16 protein-coding genes and 3 pseudogenes are annotated in these 20,436 nt (G+C 52.9%); 15 read left to right on the top strand and 4 right to left on the bottom strand.

Annotation, left to right across the window (positions count from 1 at the left end; all coding sequences use genetic code 11):
• Positions 1-14: 14 nt before the first annotated feature.
• Together yfbR and alaA are read right to left on the bottom strand one after the other, a co-directional pair.
• The gene (yfbR, locus tag BFF42_RS09955; RefSeq protein ID WP_000813847.1) at positions 15-614 is read right to left on the bottom strand and encodes a 5'-deoxynucleotidase; all 600 of its coding nucleotides are present in this window, start codon (positions 612-614) and stop codon (positions 15-17) included.
• Between the two features lie 83 nt (positions 615-697).
• Entirely contained in the window at positions 698-1,915 is a 1,218-nt protein-coding gene (gene alaA, locus BFF42_RS09960; protein WP_000074527.1) for an alanine transaminase AlaA, read from the bottom strand.
• A gap of 919 nt (positions 1,916-2,834) precedes the next feature.
• On the opposite strand from alaA, the gene lrhA reads away from it, so the two are divergent.
• From lrhA to nuoN, 14 genes and pseudogenes are all read left to right on the top strand, one after another.
• Positions 2,835-3,773, top strand: coding sequence for a transcriptional regulator LrhA (gene lrhA, locus BFF42_RS09965; protein ID WP_000622286.1), 939 nt, complete (start codon positions 2,835-2,837; stop codon positions 3,771-3,773).
• 630 nt (positions 3,774-4,403) lie between these two features.
• Positions 4,404-4,847 carry an NADH-quinone oxidoreductase subunit NuoA gene (nuoA, locus tag BFF42_RS09970; protein ID WP_000062997.1) on the top strand — a complete coding sequence of 148 codons (444 nt, stop codon included), beginning with the start codon at positions 4,404-4,406 and terminating at the stop codon, positions 4,845-4,847.
• 15 nt (positions 4,848-4,862) lie between these two features.
• Entirely contained in the window at positions 4,863-5,525 is a 663-nt protein-coding gene (gene nuoB, locus BFF42_RS09975; RefSeq protein ID WP_146759036.1) for an NADH-quinone oxidoreductase subunit NuoB, read from the top strand.
• A 93-nt stretch (positions 5,526-5,618) separates the two neighbouring features.
• Positions 5,619-7,420 (top strand): annotated as a pseudogene (nuoC, locus tag BFF42_RS09980) (NADH-quinone oxidoreductase subunit C/D).
• A 2-nt stretch (positions 7,421-7,422) separates the two neighbouring features.
• Positions 7,423-7,923: an NADH-quinone oxidoreductase subunit NuoE gene (nuoE, locus tag BFF42_RS09985; protein WP_000545042.1), complete on the top strand. Its 501-nt coding sequence runs from the start codon at positions 7,423-7,425 to the stop codon at positions 7,921-7,923.
• Positions 7,920-9,257, top strand: a complete 1,338-nt coding sequence (gene nuoF, locus BFF42_RS09990; protein WP_000789502.1) for an NADH-quinone oxidoreductase subunit NuoF — start codon at positions 7,920-7,922, stop codon at positions 9,255-9,257. The genes nuoE and nuoF overlap by 4 nt, the downstream gene beginning before the upstream one ends.
• Before the next feature lie 52 nt (positions 9,258-9,309).
• Positions 9,310-12,036, top strand: a complete 2,727-nt coding sequence (gene nuoG, locus BFF42_RS09995; RefSeq protein WP_012421465.1) for an NADH-quinone oxidoreductase subunit NuoG — start codon at positions 9,310-9,312, stop codon at positions 12,034-12,036.
• On the top strand, positions 12,033-13,010 hold the full coding sequence (gene nuoH / locus BFF42_RS10000; RefSeq protein WP_000118507.1) for an NADH-quinone oxidoreductase subunit NuoH: 978 nt from the start codon (positions 12,033-12,035) through the stop codon (positions 13,008-13,010). Before nuoG ends, nuoH begins: the two co-directional genes overlap by 4 nt.
• Positions 13,011-13,024: 14 nt before the next feature.
• A complete protein-coding gene (gene nuoI / locus BFF42_RS10005; RefSeq protein ID WP_000172749.1) occupies positions 13,025-13,567 on the top strand; it encodes an NADH-quinone oxidoreductase subunit NuoI in 543 nt (180 codons plus the stop codon).
• 11 nt (positions 13,568-13,578) lie between these two features.
• Complete coding sequence (nuoJ, locus tag BFF42_RS10010; RefSeq protein ID WP_000393511.1) at positions 13,579-14,133, top strand: NADH-quinone oxidoreductase subunit J; 555 nt, start codon at positions 13,579-13,581, stop codon at positions 14,131-14,133.
• Positions 14,130-14,431, top strand: a pseudogene (gene nuoK, locus BFF42_RS10015) (NADH-quinone oxidoreductase subunit NuoK). The gene nuoJ and the pseudogene nuoK overlap by 4 nt, the downstream one beginning before the upstream one ends.
• A complete protein-coding gene (gene nuoL, locus BFF42_RS10020; RefSeq protein ID WP_001056599.1) occupies positions 14,428-16,269 on the top strand; it encodes an NADH-quinone oxidoreductase subunit L in 1,842 nt (613 codons plus the stop codon). The pseudogene nuoK and the gene nuoL overlap by 4 nt, the downstream one beginning before the upstream one ends.
• A gap of 163 nt (positions 16,270-16,432) precedes the next feature.
• Positions 16,433-17,962: an NADH-quinone oxidoreductase subunit M gene (gene nuoM, locus BFF42_RS10025; RefSeq protein WP_000926419.1), complete on the top strand. Its 1,530-nt coding sequence runs from the start codon at positions 16,433-16,435 to the stop codon at positions 17,960-17,962.
• A 6-nt stretch (positions 17,963-17,968) separates the two neighbouring features.
• Positions 17,969-19,426 (top strand): NADH-quinone oxidoreductase subunit NuoN, encoded by a 1,458-nt coding sequence (nuoN, locus tag BFF42_RS10030; protein ID WP_000156717.1) that lies wholly within the window; start codon positions 17,969-17,971, stop codon positions 19,424-19,426.
• 66 nt (positions 19,427-19,492) lie between these two features.
• Here the strand turns inward: nuoN and BFF42_RS10035 are convergent, their stop codons facing one another.
• Together BFF42_RS10035 and BFF42_RS10040 are read right to left on the bottom strand one after the other, a co-directional pair.
• Entirely contained in the window at positions 19,493-19,996 is a 504-nt protein-coding gene (locus BFF42_RS10035; RefSeq protein WP_000525353.1) for a YfbM family protein, read from the bottom strand.
• A gap of 102 nt (positions 19,997-20,098) precedes the next feature.
• Positions 20,099-20,316, bottom strand: a pseudogene (locus tag BFF42_RS10040) (aminopeptidase); the annotation flags it as partial.
• A gap of 54 nt (positions 20,317-20,370) precedes the next feature.
• On the opposite strand from BFF42_RS10040, the gene BFF42_RS10045 reads away from it, so the two are divergent.
• A partial coding sequence (locus BFF42_RS10045) for an IS1 family transposase (RefSeq protein WP_129927876.1) occupies positions 20,371-20,436 on the top strand: 66 nt, incomplete at its 3' end.

The following is a 20,436-nucleotide window of genomic DNA, read 5'->3' on the forward strand; positions in this document are numbered from 1 at the left end:
CAGACTCCGGCTGCTTACAGCGGTGAATCCTGGCTAATCTCATCGAGCGAAAGATGGAAGCTGGGAACAAATACTTCCATGAAGTAGTCCATCTCCTGGCTGCGACGCGCTTCAAGCGTCGCTTCCAGTCGCGTTTTTGCCAGCAAGAATTCATTATTTCCGGCCGCGAGTTCTTCCAGACATTTCAGATATGCACACAGTGCATCTGCCTGTTTCACCAGCGATTTTTCTTCATCGCTATATGCATGCTCGTCAATTAACGGCGCAAAGATATCCCGCAGCTCTTCCGGAACCATATCGACCAGTTTTTGCTGAGCGATTTTTTCAATAGCCTTGTACTCCTGAGCGATTTGCGAATTGAAGTATTTCACCGGAGTAGGGAGATCGCCGGTGAGCACTTCTGAGGCATCGTGGTACATCGCCAGTAAAGCGATACGTTCGGCGTTGACATTACCGCCAAATTTTCGATTTTTGATAGCTGCCAGCGCATGGGCGACCATCGCTACCTGCAAACTGTGTTCGGACACATTTTCCGTCAGCACGTTGCGCATTAGCGGCCAGCGGTTAATGAGTTTCAGGCGGGAGAGATGGGCAAAAAAATGGCTCTGTTTCATAGTGACCTTACGTATGATGACATCATCAGGTCATTGTGGCGGGATAACGCTGCCGGATGCAATCTCCGGCAGTGAAATTAAGATTACAGCTGATGATAACCAGAAAGGAAACGCGCGAACTTGCTCAAAGACAGCTCGATATCATCGACACGCGGTAGCGTGACAATGCGGAAGTGATCCGGCCACGGCCAGTTGAATGCCGTCCCTTGCACCAACAGAACTTTTTCCTGCAACAGGAAATCCAGCACCATTTTCTGATCGTCGTGAATGTTAAAGCGTTTGGCGTCGATTTTCGGGAACATATACAGCGCACCACGAGGTTTCACGCAGGAAACGCCCGGAATATCGTTGATCAGTTCCCACGCGCGGTTACGCTGCTCATAAAGACGACCTCCAGGGGTAATAAATTCACTGATGCTCTGATAACCACCCAGCGCGGTCTGAATGGCGTGTTGCGCAGGAACGTTAGCACACAGGCGCATTGAAGCCAGCATTTCCAGACCTTCGATGTAGCCTTTGGCGTGTTTTTTCGGCCCGTTCAACACCATCCACCCCTGACGGAAGCCTGCAACGCGGTACGTTTTCGACAGTCCGTTAAAGGTAATGGTCAGCAGGTCAGGTGCCAGCGGCGCAATTGAGTGATGCTCAGCGTCGTCGTAAAGAATTTTGTCATAAATTTCATCGGCGAAGATAATGAGATTATGCTGACGTGCAATCTCCACAATCTCCATTAAAAGCTCTTTGGAATATACCGCGCCGGTTGGGTTATTTGGGTTGATAATAACGATCCCACGCGTACGAGGCGTAATTTTAGCGCGAATATCATCGAGGTCCGGGAACCAGTCAGAGGATTCATCGCAAAGATAATGCACCGCTTTACCGCTGGAAAGCGAAACCGCCGCGGTCCATAGTGGGTAATCTGGTGCAGGAACCAACATTTCGTCCCCGCTGTTCAGCAATGCCTGCATTGCCTGAACGATAAGCTCCGATACACCATTGCCGATGTAAATATCTTCCACGGTAACATCACGCATGCCACGAGCCTGGTAGTGCTGCATGATGGCTTTACGCGCGGAGTAAAGACCTTTGGAATCGCAATACCCTTGAGCGGTAGGCAGGTTGCGTATCACGTCAACGAGGATTTCATCTGGCGCGTCAAAACCGAACGGGGCTGGGTTGCCGATGTTCAGTTTCAGTACCTTGTTACCTTCTTCTTCCAGGCGTTTTGCTTCTTTCAGCACCGGACCACGGATGTCATAACAGACATTCTCTAATTTGCTGGATTTTTCAATGGGGGACATGAATCTTGACCTTTTTTGCTGTTATCGCCACTCCCTGCCGTGGAAGTCAGCTTAGAACAATGTACTCCCCCAGGACGGTGTTTTGAAGGTCTGCAGAATAAGATTTTGCCAGAGGGGAAGGCTCGATTGTGCTGTTAATAACTTGATAATGACAAAATAACGAGGTGTATATGCTTCACATGCAATGTTATATAGTGAATTATTCTGATTCTTAATTGTAAGTCTGGTTTTTTTATCTGTAAGATAATTGTGTGAAAATGCCTCATTTAAGAATTCACTAATGAAACGCGATGATGATATTTCCGCATTACGGAGAGTTTAACAGCGTGATGATTTCCGAGGTGTCGTAATGGGGGCAAGGTGTGAAACTATTGTTAAGCGGAATTAATGAATGAGGATTATGCTAATTAATTATTATTTAATATTCAAAAAGGTTTTGATGTGCTTATTAATAATAGAAGATTACTTTGCCTAACATAACATAACTTTGCATCAGATGATTCGCAATGGCCCTTATAAATAAAAGGTTTTTGGGGTAAAATGCTCGCATAAATGACGGATCCCTGCTCTTGATGCCGCCTCACCATTGCTGTTTGTACGTGTTCGCGTATGACCAGCGATGCTGCACGAGAGTGGAACAAGGACTCACATTTACATTTATACAAACACGCGCATGTCATAAATAGAAAAGAGTGAGTAACTTAATAGATATGCGATCCCTGAAGATATATTCTGTGATCTACTTCAGGCATTATAACGGAACAATGTGAGTCGCTTTTTTAGTGCAACTCATATGCATTTTTACTTTCGTCCGGGTTCCGGATGAAACTGCCAGGGAGGCACATTACAAATGGAATTGCTTGTTTGTGTGTGCACAGCATTAACCAGCTCAGTATGAGCCGCCAGTAAGTGATAATATATGATAAGTGCAAATCGTCCGATAATTAACCTCGACCTCGATCTGCTGAGAACATTTGTTGCTGTTGCCGATCTGAACACTTTTGCTGCCGCAGCTGCCGCTGTGTGTCGTACTCAGTCCGCCGTAAGTCAGCAAATGCAGCGTCTGGAACAACTCGTTGGGAAAGAACTGTTCGCTCGTCACGGTCGCAACAAACTGTTAACTGAACATGGCATTCAACTTCTTGGTTACGCCAGGAAAATCCTGCGTTTTAATGATGAGGCCTGCTCATCATTAATGTTCAGTAATCTTCAGGGCGTGTTAACTATCGGTGCTTCAGATGAATCTGCCGATACGATCTTACCTTTCCTGTTAAATCGCGTGAGTTCGGTTTATCCGAAATTAGCGCTGGATGTCCGCGTTAAACGTAATGCCTATATGGCAGAAATGCTGGAATCCCAGGAAGTGGATTTGATGGTAACCACCCATCGTCCTTCAGCGTTTAAGGCATTGAACCTGCGTACCTCGCCAACACACTGGTACTGCGCAGCGGAATACGTATTGCAAAAAGGCGAGCCGATCCCTCTTGTATTGCTGGATGATCCAAGTCCGTTTCGCGATATGGTGCTGGCAACGCTTAATAAAGCAGATATTCCATGGCGACTGGCTTATGTCGCCTCGACGCTTCCGGCCGTTCGTGCGGCAGTGAAAGCCGGTCTTGGCGTGACGGCAAGGCCGGTTGAGATGATGAGCCCGGACCTGCGTGTGCTGAGTGGAGTAGATGGCTTACCGCCGCTACCTGATACCGAATATTTGCTGTGCTATGACCCGTCCAGTAATAATGAGCTGGCCCAGGTGATCTATCAGGCGATGGAGAGCTACCATAATCCGTGGCAATACAGCCCAATGTCTGCTCCGGAAGGGGATGATTCATTGTTGATTGAAAGGGATATCGAGTAATCGACGGACGATAGATAATTCCTGAGACAATAGTGTAAAAAACGAGCCGCTGGGGGTGTTTTAAACCCCAGCGGCTTTTTTTTAGTAAAAATCCTTCCTCGCATAGTGCAGAACGTACAAAACTGTTCATTTTTCAATCTCCAGAGATTCACGTCCCGAACGCACAAATAATCGCCTGAAAAAAATCACCTGCTACAATGATGTTAAAAAATACGTAAATTTGTTGCTGCGTTTTTGTTATGGAATGACAAAAGCGTGTCACAGATCAAGAAAATACTCTCTTTTGGGGGGAGGAATCGACACAAATTCCTGTCAAAATAGACCCGTATTTTTTCCATTGCTTCACAACGGACACGATTCAACAACATCTAATTATCCTGGAGTCGTCAAGGATCTGGGGTGAAAGGGCATTAAATGCTAATGGTGTTGATATTATGTAAACTAATATGAAGAAACTTTTGTTAAAGTTGACAAAAGGTTATAGAAAGGAGTAAAAGACCACATCAATTAGCTGTATAAAAGAATTTCTACAGTGATTGTAAGGTTTTTTTTATTCCTCCCCATGAATCGATGTGGCGTCCATCTGCTGTGAAGAGCAGTGAATCTGGCGCTACTTTTGATGAGTAAGCAATGAGTATGTCAACATCCACTGAAGTCATCGCTCATCACTGGGCATTCGCTATCTTTCTTATCGTTGCCATTGGCCTGTGTTGCCTAATGCTGGTAGGCGGTTGGTTTTTAGGCGGTCGCGCACGCGCGAGGTCGAAAAACGTGCCGTTTGAATCCGGTATCGACTCGGTCGGCTCCGCCCGCTTACGCCTGTCCGCCAAGTTTTATCTGGTGGCCATGTTCTTCGTTATCTTCGACGTTGAAGCGCTGTATCTGTTCGCATGGTCAACCTCTATCCGCGAAAGCGGCTGGGTAGGCTTTGTGGAAGCTGCAATTTTTATTTTTGTGTTACTGGCAGGTCTGGTTTATCTGGTGCGTATTGGCGCGCTGGACTGGACGCCCGCGCGTTCACGCCGCGAGCGTATGAACCCGGAAACGAACAGTATCGCTAATCGTCAACGCTAACCGCGAGGCATTAAGATGGATTATACGCTCACCCGCATAGATCCCAACGGTGAGAACGACCGTTACCCCCTGCAAAAGCAGGAGATCGTAACCGACCCTCTGGAGCAAGAAGTTAACAAAAACGTGTTTATGGGCAAGCTCAATGACATGGTTAACTGGGGTCGTAAAAACTCAATTTGGCCGTATAACTTCGGTCTTTCCTGCTGTTACGTTGAGATGGTGACTTCGTTTACCGCGGTGCATGACGTGGCGCGTTTTGGCGCAGAAGTATTGCGTGCTTCGCCGTGTCAGGCTGACCTGATGGTGGTTGCAGGAACCTGCTTTACCAAAATGGCACCGGTTATTCAGCGTCTGTATGACCAGATGCTGGAACCAAAATGGGTTATCTCAATGGGTGCCTGTGCCAACTCTGGTGGTATGTACGATATTTATTCCGTTGTGCAGGGCGTCGATAAATTCATCCCGGTTGATGTGTATATCCCGGGCTGCCCGCCGCGTCCTGAAGCGTACATGCAGGCACTGATGCTGTTGCAGGAATCTATCGGCAAAGAACGTCGTCCGCTCTCCTGGGTGGTTGGCGATCAGGGCGTTTATCGCGCCAATATGCAATCAGAGCGCGAACGCAAGCGCGGTGAACGCATTGCCGTAACCAACCTGCGTACACCTGACGAGATTTAATTTGCGCCTGTCGGCAAAGGGATTTTTCTTCGCTTATTCCTAAATCTATTTCGCGAAGCTTACTGCGCCGACAGTCACCACGGACCATTTGCAATGGTGAACAATATGACCGACTTAACCGCGCAAGAACCCGCCTGGCAGACCCGCGATCATCTTGATGATCCGGTAATTGGCGAACTGCGCAACCGTTTTGGGCCGGATGCCTTTACTGTTCAGGCGACTCGCACCGGGGTTCCCGTTGTGTGGATCAAGCGTGAACAATTACTGGAAGTTGGCGATTTCTTAAAGAAACTGCCGAAACCTTACGTCATGCTGTTTGACTTACACGGCATGGACGAACGTCTGCGCACACACCGCGAAGGGTTACCTGCCGCGGATTTTTCCGTTTTCTACCATCTGATTTCTATCGATCGTAACCGCGACATCATGCTGAAGGTGGCGCTGGCAGAAAACGACCTGCACGTACCGACCTTCACCAAACTGTTCCCGAACGCTAACTGGTATGAGCGTGAAACCTGGGATCTGTTTGGCATTACTTTCGACGGTCACCCGAACCTGCGCCGCATCATGATGCGCAAACCTGGAAAGGTCACCCGCTGCGTAAAGATTACCCGGCGCGCGCTACCGAATTCTCGCCGTTTGAGCTGACCAAAGCCAAACAGGATCTGGAGATGGAAGCCCTGACCTTCAAACCGGAAGAGTGGGGGATGAAGCGCGGCACCGAAAACGAGGACTTCATGTTCCTCAACCTCGGTCCGAACCACCCGTCGGCGCACGGGGCTTTCCGTATCGTTTTACAACTCGACGGCGAAGAGATTGTCGACTGCGTACCAGACATCGGCTACCACCACCGTGGTGCGGAGAAAATGGGCGAGCGCCAGTCCTGGCACAGCTACATTCCGTATACCGACCGTATTGAATACCTCGGCGGCTGCGTTAACGAAATGCCTTACGTGCTGGCGGTAGAGAAACTGGCCGGGATCACCGTGCCGGATCGCGTTAACGTCATTCGCGTTATGCTCTCCGAACTGTTCCGTATCAACAGCCACCTGCTGTACATCTCGACCTTTATTCAGGACGTCGGCGCAATGACGCCCGTGTTCTTCGCCTTTACCGATCGTCAGAAAATTTACGATCTGGTGGAAGCGATCACGGGTTTCCGTATGCACCCGGCGTGGTTCCGTATTGGCGGCGTAGCGCACGACCTGCCGCGCGGCTGGGATCGCCTGCTGCGTGAGTTCCTCGACTGGATGCCGAAACGTCTGGCGTCTTACGAGAAAGCGGCGCTGCAAAATACCATTCTGAAAGGTCGTTCCCAGGGCGTTGCCGCCTATGGCGCGAAAGAGGCGCTGGAGTGGGGCACCACTGGCGCGGGCCTGCGTGCTACCGGGATCGACTTCGACGTGCGTAAGGCGCGTCCTTATTCTGGCTATGAAAACTTCGACTTTGAAATCCCGGTTGGTGGTGGTGTTTCTGACTGCTACACCCGCGTAATGCTGAAAGTGGAAGAGCTGCGCCAGAGTCTGCGCATTCTTGAGCAGTGCCTCAACAACATGCCGGAAGGCCCGTTCAAAGCGGATCACCCGCTGACCACGCCGCCGCCGAAAGAGCGCACGCTGCAACATATCGAAACCCTGATCACCCACTTCCTGCAAGTGTCGTGGGGGCCGGTGATGCCTGCCAATGAATCTTTCCAGATGATTGAGGCGACCAAGGGGATCAACAGTTACTACCTGACCAGCGACGGTAGCACCATCAGTTATCGCACTCGTATCCGCACGCCGAGTTATGCGCATTTGCAGCAAATTCCGGCGGCGATCCGCGGCAGCCTGGTGTCTGACCTGATTGTTTATCTGGGCAGTATCGATTTTGTTATGTCAGATGTGGACCGCTAATTATGCACGAGAATCAACAACCACAAACCGAGGCTTTTGAGCTGAGTGCGGCAGAGCGTGAAGCGATTGAGCACGAGATGCACCACTACGAAGACCCGCGTGCGGCGTCCATTGAAGCGCTGAAAATCGTTCAGAAGCAGCGAGGCTGGGTGCCGGATGGTGCGATCCACGCGATCGCCGATGTGCTGGGTATTCCGGCAAGCGACGTCGAAGGTGTGGCAACGTTCTACAGTCAGATCTTCCGCCAGCCGGTTGGTCGCCATGTGATCCGTTATTGCGACAGCGTGGTCTGTCATATCAACGGGTATCAGGGTATTCAGGCGGCGCTCGAGAAAAAGCTGAACATCAAACCAGGGCAAACGACATTTGATGGCCGCTTTACGCTGCTGCCAACTTGCTGCCTGGGGAACTGTGATAAAGGGCCAAACATGATGATCGATGAGGACACTCACGCGCATCTGACCCCGGAAGCGATCCCTGAACTGCTGGAGCGGTATAAATGAAAAACATTATCCGTACTCCCGAAACGCATCCGCTGACCTGGCGTCTGCGCGATGACAAACAGCCAGTGTGGCTGGACGAATACCGCAGCAAAAACGGTTACGAAGGGGCGCGTAAGGCGCTGACCGGGCTGTCTCCGGACGAAATCGTTAATCAGGTAAAAGACGCTGGTCTGAAAGGGCGCGGCGGAGCGGGCTTTTCGACTGGCCTGAAGTGGAGCCTGATGCCGAAAGACGAATCCATGAACATCCGTTACCTGCTGTGTAACGCCGATGAAATGGAGCCGGGCACCTATAAAGACCGCCTGTTGATGGAGCAACTGCCGCACCTGCTGGTGGAAGGTATGCTCATCTCCGCGTTTGCGCTGAAAGCTTACCGTGGCTACATCTTCCTGCGTGGCGAATATATCGAAGCGGCAGTAAATCTGCGCCGCGCCATTGCCGAAGCCACTGAAGCGGGCTTGCTTGGCAAAAACATTATGGGAACAGGTTTCGACTTCGAACTGTTCGTCCATACCGGGGCAGGGCGCTACATCTGCGGGGAAGAAACAGCGTTAATCAACTCCCTGGAAGGGCGTCGTGCTAACCCACGCTCGAAACCCCCCTTCCCGGCAACCTCCGGCGTATGGGGCAAACCGACCTGTGTCAACAACGTCGAAACCCTGTGTAACGTTCCGGCGATCCTCGCTAACGGCGTGGAGTGGTATCAGAACATCTCGAAAAGTAAAGATGCTGGCACCAAGCTGATGGGCTTCTCCGGTCGGGTGAAAAATCCGGGACTGTGGGAACTGCCGTTCGGCACCACCGCACGCGAGATCCTCGAAGATTACGCCGGTGGTATGCGTGATGGTCTGAAATTTAAAGCCTGGCAGCCAGGCGGCGCGGGGACTGACTTCCTGACCGAAGCGCACCTTGATCTGCCGATGGAATTCGAAAGTATCGGTAAAGCGGGCAGCCGTCTGGGTACGGCGCTGGCGATGGCGGTTGACCATGAGATCAACATGGTGTCGCTGGTGCGTAACCTGGAAGAGTTTTTCGCCCGTGAGTCCTGCGGCTGGTGTACGCCGTGCCGCGACGGTCTGCCGTGGAGCGTGAAAATTCTGCGTGCGCTGGAGCGTGGCGAAGGCCAGCCGGGCGATATCGAAACACTTGAGCAACTGTGTCGATTCTTAGGCCCGGGTAAAACTTTCTGTGCCCACGCACCTGGTGCAGTGGAGCCGTTACAGAGCGCCATCAAATATTTCCGCGAAGAATTTGAGGCGGGAATCAAACAGCCGTTCAGCAATACCCATTTGATTAATGGGATTCAGCCGAACCTGCTGAAAGAGCGCTGGTAACCGAATTTCGATTAACGCTCGGTCCCTGACCGAGAAAACTGGAAGCATGCTAATGGCTACAATTCATGTAGACGGCAAAGAATACGAGGTCAACGGAGCGGACAACCTGCTGGAAGCTTGTCTGTCTCTGGGCCTTGATATTCCTTACTTTTGCTGGCATCCGGCGCTGGGAAGCGTCGGTGCTTGCCGCCAGTGTGCGGTGAAGCAATACCAAAACGCGGAAGACACGCGTGGTCGCCTGGTGATGTCCTGTATGACACCGGCTTCCGATGGCACCTTTATTTCCATTGACGACGAAGAAGCGAAACAGTTCCGTGAAAGTGTGGTCGAGTGGTTAATGACCAACCACCCGCACGACTGTCCGGTATGTGAAGAAGGCGGTAACTGCCATCTTCAGGATATGACCGTGATGACCGGACACAGCTTCCGTCGCTACCGTTTCACCAAACGTACCCACCGTAATCAGGATTTGGGGCCATTCATCTCTCACGAAATGAACCGCTGCATCGCCTGCTATCGCTGTGTGCGTTACTACAAAGATTACGCTGACGGTACAGATCTGGGCGTTTATGGCGCGCACGACAACGTCTACTTCGGTCGCCCGGAAGACGGCACGCTGGAAAGCGAATTTTCCGGTAACCTGGTCGAAATTTGCCCGACCGGCGTATTTACCGACAAAACGCACTCCGAGCGTTACAACCGTAAATGGGATATGCAGTTTGCGCCGAGCATCTGCCAGCAATGTTCCATCGGCTGTAACATCAGCCCCGGTGAACGTTACGGCGAACTGCGTCGTATCGAAAACCGTTACAACGGTACGGTAAACCACTACTTCCTCTGCGACCGTGGTCGTTTCGGTTACGGTTACGTCAACCTGAAGGATCGTCCGCGTCAGCCAGTACAGCGTCGTGGCGATGATTTCATTACCCTCAACGCCGAACAGGCAATGCAGGGCGCGGCAGATATTCTGCGTCAGTCGAAGAAAGTGATCGGTATTGGTTCTCCGCGTGCCAGCGTGGAAAGCAACTTTGCACTGCGTGAACTGGTGGGCGAAGAAAACTTCTACACCGGTATCGCTCACGGTGAGCAGGAACGTCTGCAACTGGCGCTGAAAGTGCTGCGTGAAGGCGGCATTTATACTCCGGCTCTGCGCGAAATCGAATCTTACGATGCGGTACTGGTGCTGGGCGAAGACGTTACCCAGACCGGCGCGCGCGTCGCGCTGGCAGTGCGTCAGGCGGTGAAAGGTAAAGCGCGCGAAATGGCGGCAGCACAGAAAGTGGCTGACTGGCAGATTGCGGCAATCCTTAACATCGGTCAACGTGCGAAGCATCCGCTGTTTGTTACCAACGTTGATGACACCCGTCTGGATGATATCGCGGCGTGGACTTACCGCGCACCGGTTGAAGATCAGGCGCGTTTAGGTTTTGCCATCGCCCATGCGCTGGATAACTCTGCACCAGCGGTTGACGGTATCGAACCTGAGCTGCAAAGCAAAATCGACGTCATCGTGCAGGCACTGGCAGGTGCGAAGAAACCGTTGATTATCTCCGGGACGAACGCCGGTAGCTTAGAGGTGATTCAGGCGGCGGCTAACGTCGCGAAAGCCCTGAAAGGTCGCGGCGCTGACGTCGGTATCACCATGATTGCCCGTTCCGTCAACAGCATGGGGCTGGGCATTATGGGTGGCGGTTCGCTTGAAGAAGCGTTAACCGAACTGGAAACCGGACGCGCCGACGCGGTGGTGGTGTTGGAAAACGATCTGCATCGTCACGCTTCTGCTACCCGCGTGAATGCTGCGCTGGCTAAAGCACCGCTGGTGATGGTGGTTGACCATCAGCGTACAGCGATCATGGAAAACGCCCATCTGGTACTTTCCGCCGCCAGCTTTGCTGAAAGCGACGGTACGGTAATTAATAATGAAGGTCGCGCCCAACGTTTCTTCCAGGTTTACGATCCGGCTTATTACGACAGCAAAACTGTCATGCTGGAAAGCTGGCGCTGGCTGCACTCGCTGCACAGCACCCTGCTGAGCCGTGAAGTGGACTGGACGCAGCTCGACCATGTGATTGACGCTGTTGTGGCGAAAATCCCGGAACTGGCAGGTATCAAAGATGCTGCGCCGGATGCGACATTCCGTATTCGTGGGCAGAAACTGGCCCGTGAACCGCACCGTTACAGCGGTCGTACCGCCATGCGCGCCAATATCAGCGTTCATGAGCCGCGTCAGCCGCAGGATATTGACACCATGTTCACCTTCTCGATGGAAGGTAACAACCAGCCGACCGCGCACCGTTCGCAAGTGCCGTTTGCCTGGGCACCGGGCTGGAACTCCCCGCAGGCGTGGAACAAATTCCAGGACGAAGTGGGCGGCAAACTGCGCTTTGGCGATCCGGGCGTGCGTCTGTTTGAAACCAGCGAGAATGGTCTGGATTACTTCACCAGCGTACCGGTACGCTTCCAGCCGCAGGACGGGAAATGGCGTATTGCGCCGTATTACCACCTGTTTGGCAGCGATGAATTGTCACAGCGTGCTCCGGTCTTCCAGAGCCGTATGCCGCAGCCGTACATCAAACTCAACCCAGCGGATGCCGCGAAGTTGGGTGTGAACGCAGGTACACGCGTCTCCTTTAGTTACGATGGCAACACGGTCACGCTGCCGGTTGAAATCGCCGAAGGACTGACGGCAGGGCAGGTGGGCTTGCCGATGGGTATGTCCGGCATTGCTCCGGTGCTGGCTGGCGCGCATCTTGAGGATCTCAAGGAGGCACAACAATGAGTTGGATATCACCGGAACTGATTGAGATCCTGCTGACCATCCTCAAAGCGGTGGTGATCCTGCTGGTGGTTGTCACCTGTGGGGCATTCATGAGCTTTGGCGAACGTCGCCTGCTGGGTCTGTTCCAGAACCGTTATGGACCTAACCGTGTTGGCTGGGGCGGTTCGCTCCAGCTGGTTGCGGACATGATCAAAATGTTCTTTAAAGAAGACTGGATCCCGAAATTCTCGGATCGCGTCATCTTTACCCTGGCACCGATGATTGCCTTTACCTCGCTGCTGCTGGCCTTTGCGATTGTGCCAGTCAGTCCGGGTTGGGTGGTTGCCGACCTGAACATCGGGATTTTGTTCTTCCTGATGATGGCAGGTCTGGCGGTTTACGCGGTGCTGTTTGCGGGCTGGTCAAGTAACAACAAATACTCGTTGCTGGGTGCGATGCGTGCTTCTGCGCAGACCCTGAGCTACGAAGTGTTCCTCGGGCTTTCCCTGATGGGCGTGGTGGCGCAGGCCGGTTCATTCAACATGACCGACATCGTCAACAGCCAGGCGCATGTGTGGAACGTTATCCCGCAATTCTTTGGTTTTATTACCTTTGCCATCGCGGGCGTGGCGGTATGTCACCGTCACCCGTTTGACCAGCCGGAAGCCGAGCAGGAACTGGCGGATGGTTACCACATTGAATATTCCGGTATGAAGTTCGGTCTGTTCTTCGTGGGTGAGTACATCGGGATTGTGACCATCTCTGCATTGATGGTGACGCTGTTCTTCGGTGGCTGGCAAGGCCCGTTGTTACCGCCATTCATCTGGTTCGCGCTGAAAACCGCGTTCTTTATGATGATGTTCATTTTGATTCGTGCGTCGTTACCGCGTCCGCGTTATGACCAGGTAATGTCCTTCGGCTGGAAAATCTGCCTGCCGCTGACGCTGATCAACTTGCTGGTAACGGCGGCTGTCATTCTCTGGCAGGCGCAATAAGGGGCAATAAGACCATGACCTTAAAAGAATTGTTAGTAGGTTTCGGCACCCAGGTTCGTAGTATCTGGATGATCGGCCTGCACGCGTTCGCCAAACGCGAAACGCGAATGTACCCGGAAGAGCCGGTCTATCTGCCGCCCCGTTATCGTGGTCGTATCGTTCTGACCCGCGACCCGGACGGCGAAGAGCGTTGCGTAGCCTGTAACCTCTGCGCGGTAGCCTGCCCGGTCGGCTGTATCTCGCTGCAAAAAGCAGAAACCAAAGACGGTCGCTGGTACCCGGAATTTTTCCGCATCAACTTCTCACGCTGCATTTTCTGTGGTCTGTGCGAAGAAGCCTGTCCGACCACGGCGATTCAGTTAACCCCGGATTTCGAAATGGGGGAATACAAGCGCCAGGATCTGGTTTACGAAAAAGAGGATCTGCTGATCTCCGGTCCGGGCAAATACCCGGAATATAACTTCTACCGGATGGCAGGTATGGCAATCGACGGCAAAGATAAGGGCGAAGCAGAGAACGAAGCCAAGCCTATCGACGTCAAGAGCCTGTTACCGTAAGGAGAGGGGCAATGGAGTTCGCTTTTTATATCTGTGGCCTGATAGCCATACTTGCGACCTTGCGAGTGATCACCCATACCAATCCGGTACACGCACTGCTGTACCTGATTATTTCGCTGCTGGCGATTTCCGGGGTGTTCTTCTCACTGGGCGCTTACTTCGCCGGTGCGCTGGAAATTATCGTCTACGCGGGTGCCATTATGGTGCTGTTCGTGTTCGTGGTGATGATGCTCAACCTGGGCGGTTCAGAAATCGAACAGGAACGCCAGTGGCTGAAACCGCAGGTGTGGATTGGTCCGGCAATTTTGTCGGCCATCATGCTGGTGGTGATTGTTTACGCCATCCTTGGTGTTAATGATCAGGGTATCGACGGTACGCCAATCAGTGCTAAAGCAGTGGGTATTACGCTGTTCGGGCCTTACGTACTGGCGGTGGAACTGGCTTCTATGCTGCTGCTCGCGGGTCTGGTTGTGGCCTTCCACGTCGGTCGTGAAGAGCGTGCGGGTGAAGTGCTGAGCAATCGTAAAGACGACAGCGCGAAAAGAAAAACGGAGGAGCACGCATGATCCCCTTACAACATGGATTGATCCTCTCGGCAATCTTATTCGTTCTTGGCTTAACCGGTCTGGTTATCCGTCGCAATCTGCTGTTTATGCTGATTGGTCTGGAATCATGATTAACGCCTCCGCGCTGGCCTTTGTGGTCGCCGGAAGCTACTGGGGTCAGACCGACGGTCAGGTGATGTACATTCTCGCCATCAGCCTCGCGGCGGCAGAAGCGAGTATCGGCCTTGCGCTGCTGCTGCAACTTCACCGTCGTCGCCAGAACCTGAACATCGATTCAGTAAGTGAGATGCGCGGATGAACATGCTTGCCTTAACTATTATTTTGCCATTGATTGGCTTCGTCCTGCTGGCGTTCTCCCGTGGGCGCTGGTCTGAAAACGTTTCGGCGATCGTCGGCGTTGGCTCTGTGGGCCTGGCGGCGCTGGTAACCGCCTTTATCGGCGTTGATTTCTTCGCTAACGGCGAGCAGGCATACAGCCAGCCGCTGTGGACGTGGATGTCGGTAGGCGACTTTAACATCGGTTTTAACCTGGTGCTGGACGGCCTGTCGCTGACCATGCTCTCGGTGGTCACTGGTGTGGGTTTCCTTATTCACATGTACGCCTCCTGGTACATGCGCGGTGAAGAGGGCTACTCTCGCTTCTTCGCCTACACCAACCTGTTCATCGCCAGCATGGTAGTTCTGGTTCTCGCCGATAACCTGCTGCTGATGTACCTCGGCTGGGAAGGCGTGGGCCTGTGCTCCTATCTGCTGATCGGGTTCTATTACACCGATCCGAAGAATGGCGCAGCGGCAATGAAAGCGTTCGTCGTGACCCGTGTGGGTGACGTGTTCCTCGCTTTCGCGCTGTTCATTCTTTACAACGAACTGGGCACCCTGAACTTCCGCGAAATGGTGGAACTGGCACCAGCGCACTTTGCTGACGGCAATAACATGCTGATGTGGGCGACGCTGATGCTGCTGGGCGGTGCGGTCGGTAAATCTGCGCAGTTGCCGTTGCAGACATGGCTTGCCGACGCGATGGCGGGCCCGACGCCTGTCTCCGCGCTGATCCACGCCGCAACCATGGTAACCGCGGGTGTCTACCTGATCGCCCGTACCCACGGCCTGTTCCTGATGACGCCGGAAATTCTGCATCTGGTGGGCATTGTCGGGGCGGTTACGCTGCTGCTGGCCGGTTTTGCCGCGCTGGTACAGACCGACATCAAACGTGTTCTCGCTTACTCTACCATGAGCCAGATTGGCTACATGTTCCTCGCGCTTGGCGTGCAGGCATGGGATGCGGCGATTTTCCACTTGATGACTCACGCGTTCTTTAAAGCGCTGCTGTTCCTGGCATCCGGTTCCGTCATTCTGGCCTGCCATCACGAACAGAACATCTTCAAGATGGGCGGTCTGCGTAAATCTATTCCGCTGGTTTATTTCTGCTTCCTGGTGGGCGGCGCAGCACTGTCGGCACTACCGCTGGTCACTGCGGGCTTCTTCAGTAAGGATGAGATCCTCGCGGGTGCGATGGCGAATGGTCATATCAATCTGATGGTGGCAGGTCTGGTCGGTGCGTTTATGACCTCGCTCTACACCTTCCGTATGATTTTCATCGTCTTCCACGGAAAAGAACAAATTCACGCTCACGCCGTGAAAGGGGTAACTCACAGCCTGCCGCTGATTGTGCTGCTGATCCTTTCCACCTTCGTTGGCGCACTGATTGTACCGCCGCTGCAGAGCGTGCTTCCGCAAACGACGGAACTGGCGCACGGCAGCATGTTGACCCTGGAAATTACCTCTGGCGTGGTCGCGGTGGTCGGTATTCTGCTGGCAGCCTGGCTGTGGCAGGGTAAACGTACTCTGGTGACCTCCATTGCCAACAGTGCGCCGGGCCGTCTGCTGGGCACCTGGTGGTACAACGCCTGGGGCTTTGACTGGCTGTACGACAAAGTGTTCGTCAAGCCGTTCCTGGGTATTGCCTGGTTGCTGAAACGCGATCCGCTGAACTCAATGATGAACATTCCGGCGGTTCTTTCCCGCTTTGCAGGTAAAGGCCTGCTGTTAAGCGAGAACGGTTATCTGCGCTGGTATGTGGCATCCATGAGCATCGGTGCGGTCGTGGTGCTGGCACTGTTGATGGTACTGCGTTGAGTTAAGGATTGTGGGATTGCCCCTGGGCATATAAGAACGTAGGTCGGATAAGCTGCCTTCGCGGCGCATCCGACACTACCCCCAGTCCGAAGAGAATTTTCTGTCGTGAGAATTCGTTGAAAATCCGGTCCTGACGGGACTTTTACAAGGAATAAAGATCGCCATGTTACTACCCTGGCTAATATTAATTCCCTTTATTGGCGGCTTCCTGTGCTGGCAGACCGAACGCTTTGACGTCAAGGTGCCACGCTGGATCGCGCTGATCACCATGGGATTGACGCTGGCGCTGTCGCTGCAACTGTGGTTGCAGGGCGGTTATTCACTGACGCAATCCGCCGGAATTCCGCAGTGGCAGTCTGAATTCGACATGCCGTGGATCCCGCGTTTTGGTATCTCTATTCATCTCGCCATTGACGGTCTGTCGCTGCTGATGGTCGTGCTGACCGGTCTGCTCGGTGTGCTGGCGGTACTCTGTTCGTGGAAAGAGATCGAAAAATATCAGGGCTTCTTCCACCTCAACCTGATGTGGATCCTGGGCGGCGTTATCGGCGTGTTCCTTGCCATCGACATGTTCCTGTTCTTCTTCTTCTGGGAAATGATGCTGGTGCCGATGTACTTCCTGATCGCACTGTGGGGGCATAAAGCCTCTGACGGTAAAACGCGTATCACGGCGGCAACCAAGTTCTTCATTTACACCCAGGCGAGTGGCCTGGTGATGTTGATTGCCATCCTGGCGCTGGTTTTTGTTCACTACAATGCGACCGGCGTCTGGACCTTCAACTATGAAGAGCTGCTGAATACGCCAATGTCCAGTGGTGTGGAATACCTGTTAATGCTGGGCTTCTTCATCGCCTTCGCAGTCAAAATGCCGGTGGTTCCGCTGCATGGCTGGCTGCCGGATGCGCACTCCCAGGCTCCGACCGCCGGTTCCGTTGACCTCGCGGGGATCTTGCTGAAAACTGCCGCTTACGGTTTGCTGCGTTTCTCCCTGCCGCTGTTCCCGAACGCGTCGGCAGAGTTCGCGCCAATTGCTATGTGGCTGGGTGTTATCGGCATCTTCTACGGTGCGTGGATGGCCTTCGCCCAGACCGATATCAAACGTCTGATCGCCTACACCTCGGTTTCCCACATGGGCTTCGTGCTGATTGCTATCTACACCGGCAGCCAGTTGGCCTACCAGGGCGCGGTAATCCAGATGATTGCGCACGGTTTGTCGGCGGCGGGTCTGTTTATTCTTTGTGGTCAGCTTTATGAACGTATCCATACCCGCGACATGCGCATGATGGGCGGTCTGTGGAGCAAGATGAAATGGCTGCCAGCATTGTCGCTGTTCTTTGCGGTGGCAACGCTTGGGATGCCTGGCACCGGTAACTTCGTCGGCGAATTTATGATTCTGTTCGGCAGCTTCCAGGTTGTCCCGGTGATTACCGTTATCTCTACCTTTGGGCTGGTCTTTGCATCTGTTTATTCGCTGGCGATGTTGCATCGCGCTTACTTCGGTAAAGCGAAAAGCCAGATTGCCAGCCAGGAACTGCCAGGGATGTCGCTGCGTGAGCTGTTTATGATCCTGTTGCTGGTGGTGCTGCTGGTACTGCTGGGCTTCTATCCGCAGCCGATTCTGGATACCTCGCACTCCGCGATTGGCAATATCCAGCAGTGGTTTGTTAATTCCGTTACTACTACAAGGCCGTAAATCGCCATGACAATAACTCCACAAAACCTGATCGCACTGCTACCGTTGCTGATCGTCGGCTTAACGGTGGTGGTTGTGATGCTCTCCATTGCGTGGCGACGCAATCATTTCCTCAACGCTACGCTCTCGGTTATTGGGCTTAACGCGGCGCTGGTTTCGCTCTGGTTTGTTGGCCAGGCGGGCGCTATGGACGTTACGCCGCTGATGCGCGTTGATGGTTTCGCCATGCTTTACACCGGGCTGGTATTGTTGGCGAGCCTCGCCACCTGTACTTTCGCCTACCCGTGGCTTGAAGGCTATAACGACAACAAGGATGAGTTCTACCTGTTGGTGTTAATTGCCGCGCTGGGCGGGATCCTGCTGGCGAATGCAAACCATCTGGCGTCTCTGTTCCTCGGTATTGAACTGATCTCTTTGCCGCTGTTTGGCCTGGTCGGTTACGCTTTCCGCCAGAAACGTTCGCTGGAAGCCAGTATCAAATACACCATCCTTTCTGCCGCAGCGTCTTCTTTCCTGCTGTTCGGTATGGCGCTGGTGTATGCGCAGTCTGGCGACCTGTCGTTTGTCGCGCTGGGTAAAAACCTCGGCGACGGTATGCTCAACGAGCCGCTGTTGCTGGCAGGTTTCGGCATGATGATTGTTGGCCTCGGCTTCAAACTCTCTCTGGTGCCGTTCCACCTGTGGACGCCAGACGTATACCAAGGCGCGCCTGCGCCGGTTTCCACTTTCCTGGCGACGGCGAGCAAAATCGCTATCTTCGGTGTGGTGATGCGTCTGTTCCTCTATGCACCGGTGGGTGACAGCGAAGCGATTCGCGTAGTACTGGCGATTATCGCCTTTGCCTCCATCATCTTCGGTAACCTGATGGCGTTGAGCCAGACCAACATCAAACGTCTGCTCGGTTACTCATCTATCTCTCACCTCGGCTATCTGCTGGTGGCGCTGATTGCGCTGCAAACCGGCGAGATGTCGATGGAAGCGGTAGGGGGTTACCTGGCCGGTTATCTGTTCAGCAGCCTCGGCGCGTTCGGCGTGGTCAGCCTGATGTCCAGCCCGTATCGTGGCCCGGATGCTGATTCCCTGTTCTCTTACCGCGGTCTGTTCTGGCATCGTCCGATCCTCGCGGCAGTGATGACGGTGATGATGCTGTCTCTGGCCGGTATCCCGATGACGCTGGGCTTTATCGGTAAGTTCTACGTGCTGGCGGTCGGTGTCCAGGCACACTTGTGGTGGCTGGTGGGTGCCGTGGTTGTCGGTTCGGCAATCGGCCTCTACTACTACCTGCGCGTGGCGGTGAGCCTGTACCTGCACGCACCGGAACAACCGGGTCGCGATGCACCGTCAAACTGGCAGTACAGCGCGGGCGGTATCGTGGTGCTGATTTCTGCACTGTTGGTACTGGTGCTGGGTGTATGGCCACAACCGCTGATTAGTATTGTGCGGTTAGCAATGCCGCTGATGTAATCTGTTAGTTTGTAAGTCAGAAAGCCGCCGACATGTTCGGCGGTTTTTTTTGGCGCTCTGACACCATCACCGAACAATAACCGTCAGCGCATGATTCCCTTGTCGCAGCATACGTCGATACGCGCTAATCAGCTTTTCCATATCAAGCATGATCGAGGCAAAGAGTTGCCCCTCTAACTCTTCTGAAAAGGTCACTCCCGGATAAATCTCCATTTCATTGAGTCGCTTAATGGAAAACTGTTTACGCAGCTTACTTCGATCCAGTGATTCCAGTCGGTCGATTGTCGCGGCTAATTCCTGATTCCAGGTCAATCCCAGGAAGCCATCTATGCCATCTTCGAGGCTGTGTTCACCAAGCACGGCACGACTCAGCGGATCATTCTTCGCGGGATCAAAACCAGGGGTGCCTGTCAGCCCAAAGTGTAAAAAATCCCAGCGTTTATCAATATCCAGTCGGCGTAATCCTGAAAGCGTGTCATGTATATTATCCATCAAAGGTTTTTCAGTAGACTCAAGCAGTTGGTTAATCTTTTCTGAGTCAATTTCTGCAAAATAACCAATCATTCCCATTTATTTTTCCTCCATTGAATTTTATGTTTCGCATCTTAAAACAGACGAGGGAAAATAAAATGTACATGTCGCTGTTTCTGGACCCGCCTCGAGAAATTTTTATTATTTACTGTTGTGTAACAAGGTTATAACACCATCTGAGCCATTTTCTGATAATTCAATCTGTCTGCTGTATCACCGGGCAAGTGGTATTGTTTATTACGATAAAAAGCGGTGTCAGTAATCATTACGGCGGGAATATCGTGTTGCCAATAATTCAGGTGGTCAGAGAAATCAATACCGGGAATAAACCATGGGGCATTCATAGAATAAACAGATAGGTAATGCTGCCAACTTACTGATTTAGTGTATGATGGTGATTTTAAGGTGCTTGCGTGGCTTCCATTTCCATCAGATGTCCTTCCTGCTCCGCTACTGAAGGCGTGGTGCGTAACGGCAAA

Source organism: Shigella sp. FC1661 (assembly GCF_001712525.1).
Classification (GTDB): domain Bacteria; phylum Pseudomonadota; class Gammaproteobacteria; order Enterobacterales; family Enterobacteriaceae; genus Escherichia; species Escherichia coli.

Coding starts and splice junctions, on each gene's coding strand:
- yfbR (WP_000813847.1), bottom strand. CDS start 614: ATGAAACAGAGCCATTTTTTTGCCCATCTCTCCCGCCTGAAACTCATT.
- nuoG (WP_012421465.1), top strand. CDS start 9,310: ATGGCTACAATTCATGTAGACGGCAAAGAATACGAGGTCAACGGAGCG.
- nuoJ (WP_000393511.1), top strand. CDS start 13,579: ATGGAGTTCGCTTTTTATATCTGTGGCCTGATAGCCATACTTGCGACC.
- nuoH (WP_000118507.1), top strand. CDS start 12,033: ATGAGTTGGATATCACCGGAACTGATTGAGATCCTGCTGACCATCCTC.
- nuoA (WP_000062997.1), top strand. CDS start 4,404: ATGAGTATGTCAACATCCACTGAAGTCATCGCTCATCACTGGGCATTC.
- nuoI (WP_000172749.1), top strand. CDS start 13,025: ATGACCTTAAAAGAATTGTTAGTAGGTTTCGGCACCCAGGTTCGTAGT.
- nuoE (WP_000545042.1), top strand. CDS start 7,423: ATGCACGAGAATCAACAACCACAAACCGAGGCTTTTGAGCTGAGTGCG.
- alaA (WP_000074527.1), bottom strand. CDS start 1,915: ATGTCCCCCATTGAAAAATCCAGCAAATTAGAGAATGTCTGTTATGAC.
- nuoB (WP_146759036.1), top strand. CDS start 4,863: ATGGATTATACGCTCACCCGCATAGATCCCAACGGTGAGAACGACCGT.
- nuoM (WP_000926419.1), top strand. CDS start 16,433: ATGTTACTACCCTGGCTAATATTAATTCCCTTTATTGGCGGCTTCCTG.
- BFF42_RS10035 (WP_000525353.1), bottom strand. CDS start 19,996: ATGGGAATGATTGGTTATTTTGCAGAAATTGACTCAGAAAAGATTAAC.
- lrhA (WP_000622286.1), top strand. CDS start 2,835: ATGATAAGTGCAAATCGTCCGATAATTAACCTCGACCTCGATCTGCTG.
- nuoF (WP_000789502.1), top strand. CDS start 7,920: ATGAAAAACATTATCCGTACTCCCGAAACGCATCCGCTGACCTGGCGT.
- nuoL (WP_001056599.1), top strand. CDS start 14,428: ATGAACATGCTTGCCTTAACTATTATTTTGCCATTGATTGGCTTCGTC.
- nuoN (WP_000156717.1), top strand. CDS start 17,969: ATGACAATAACTCCACAAAACCTGATCGCACTGCTACCGTTGCTGATC.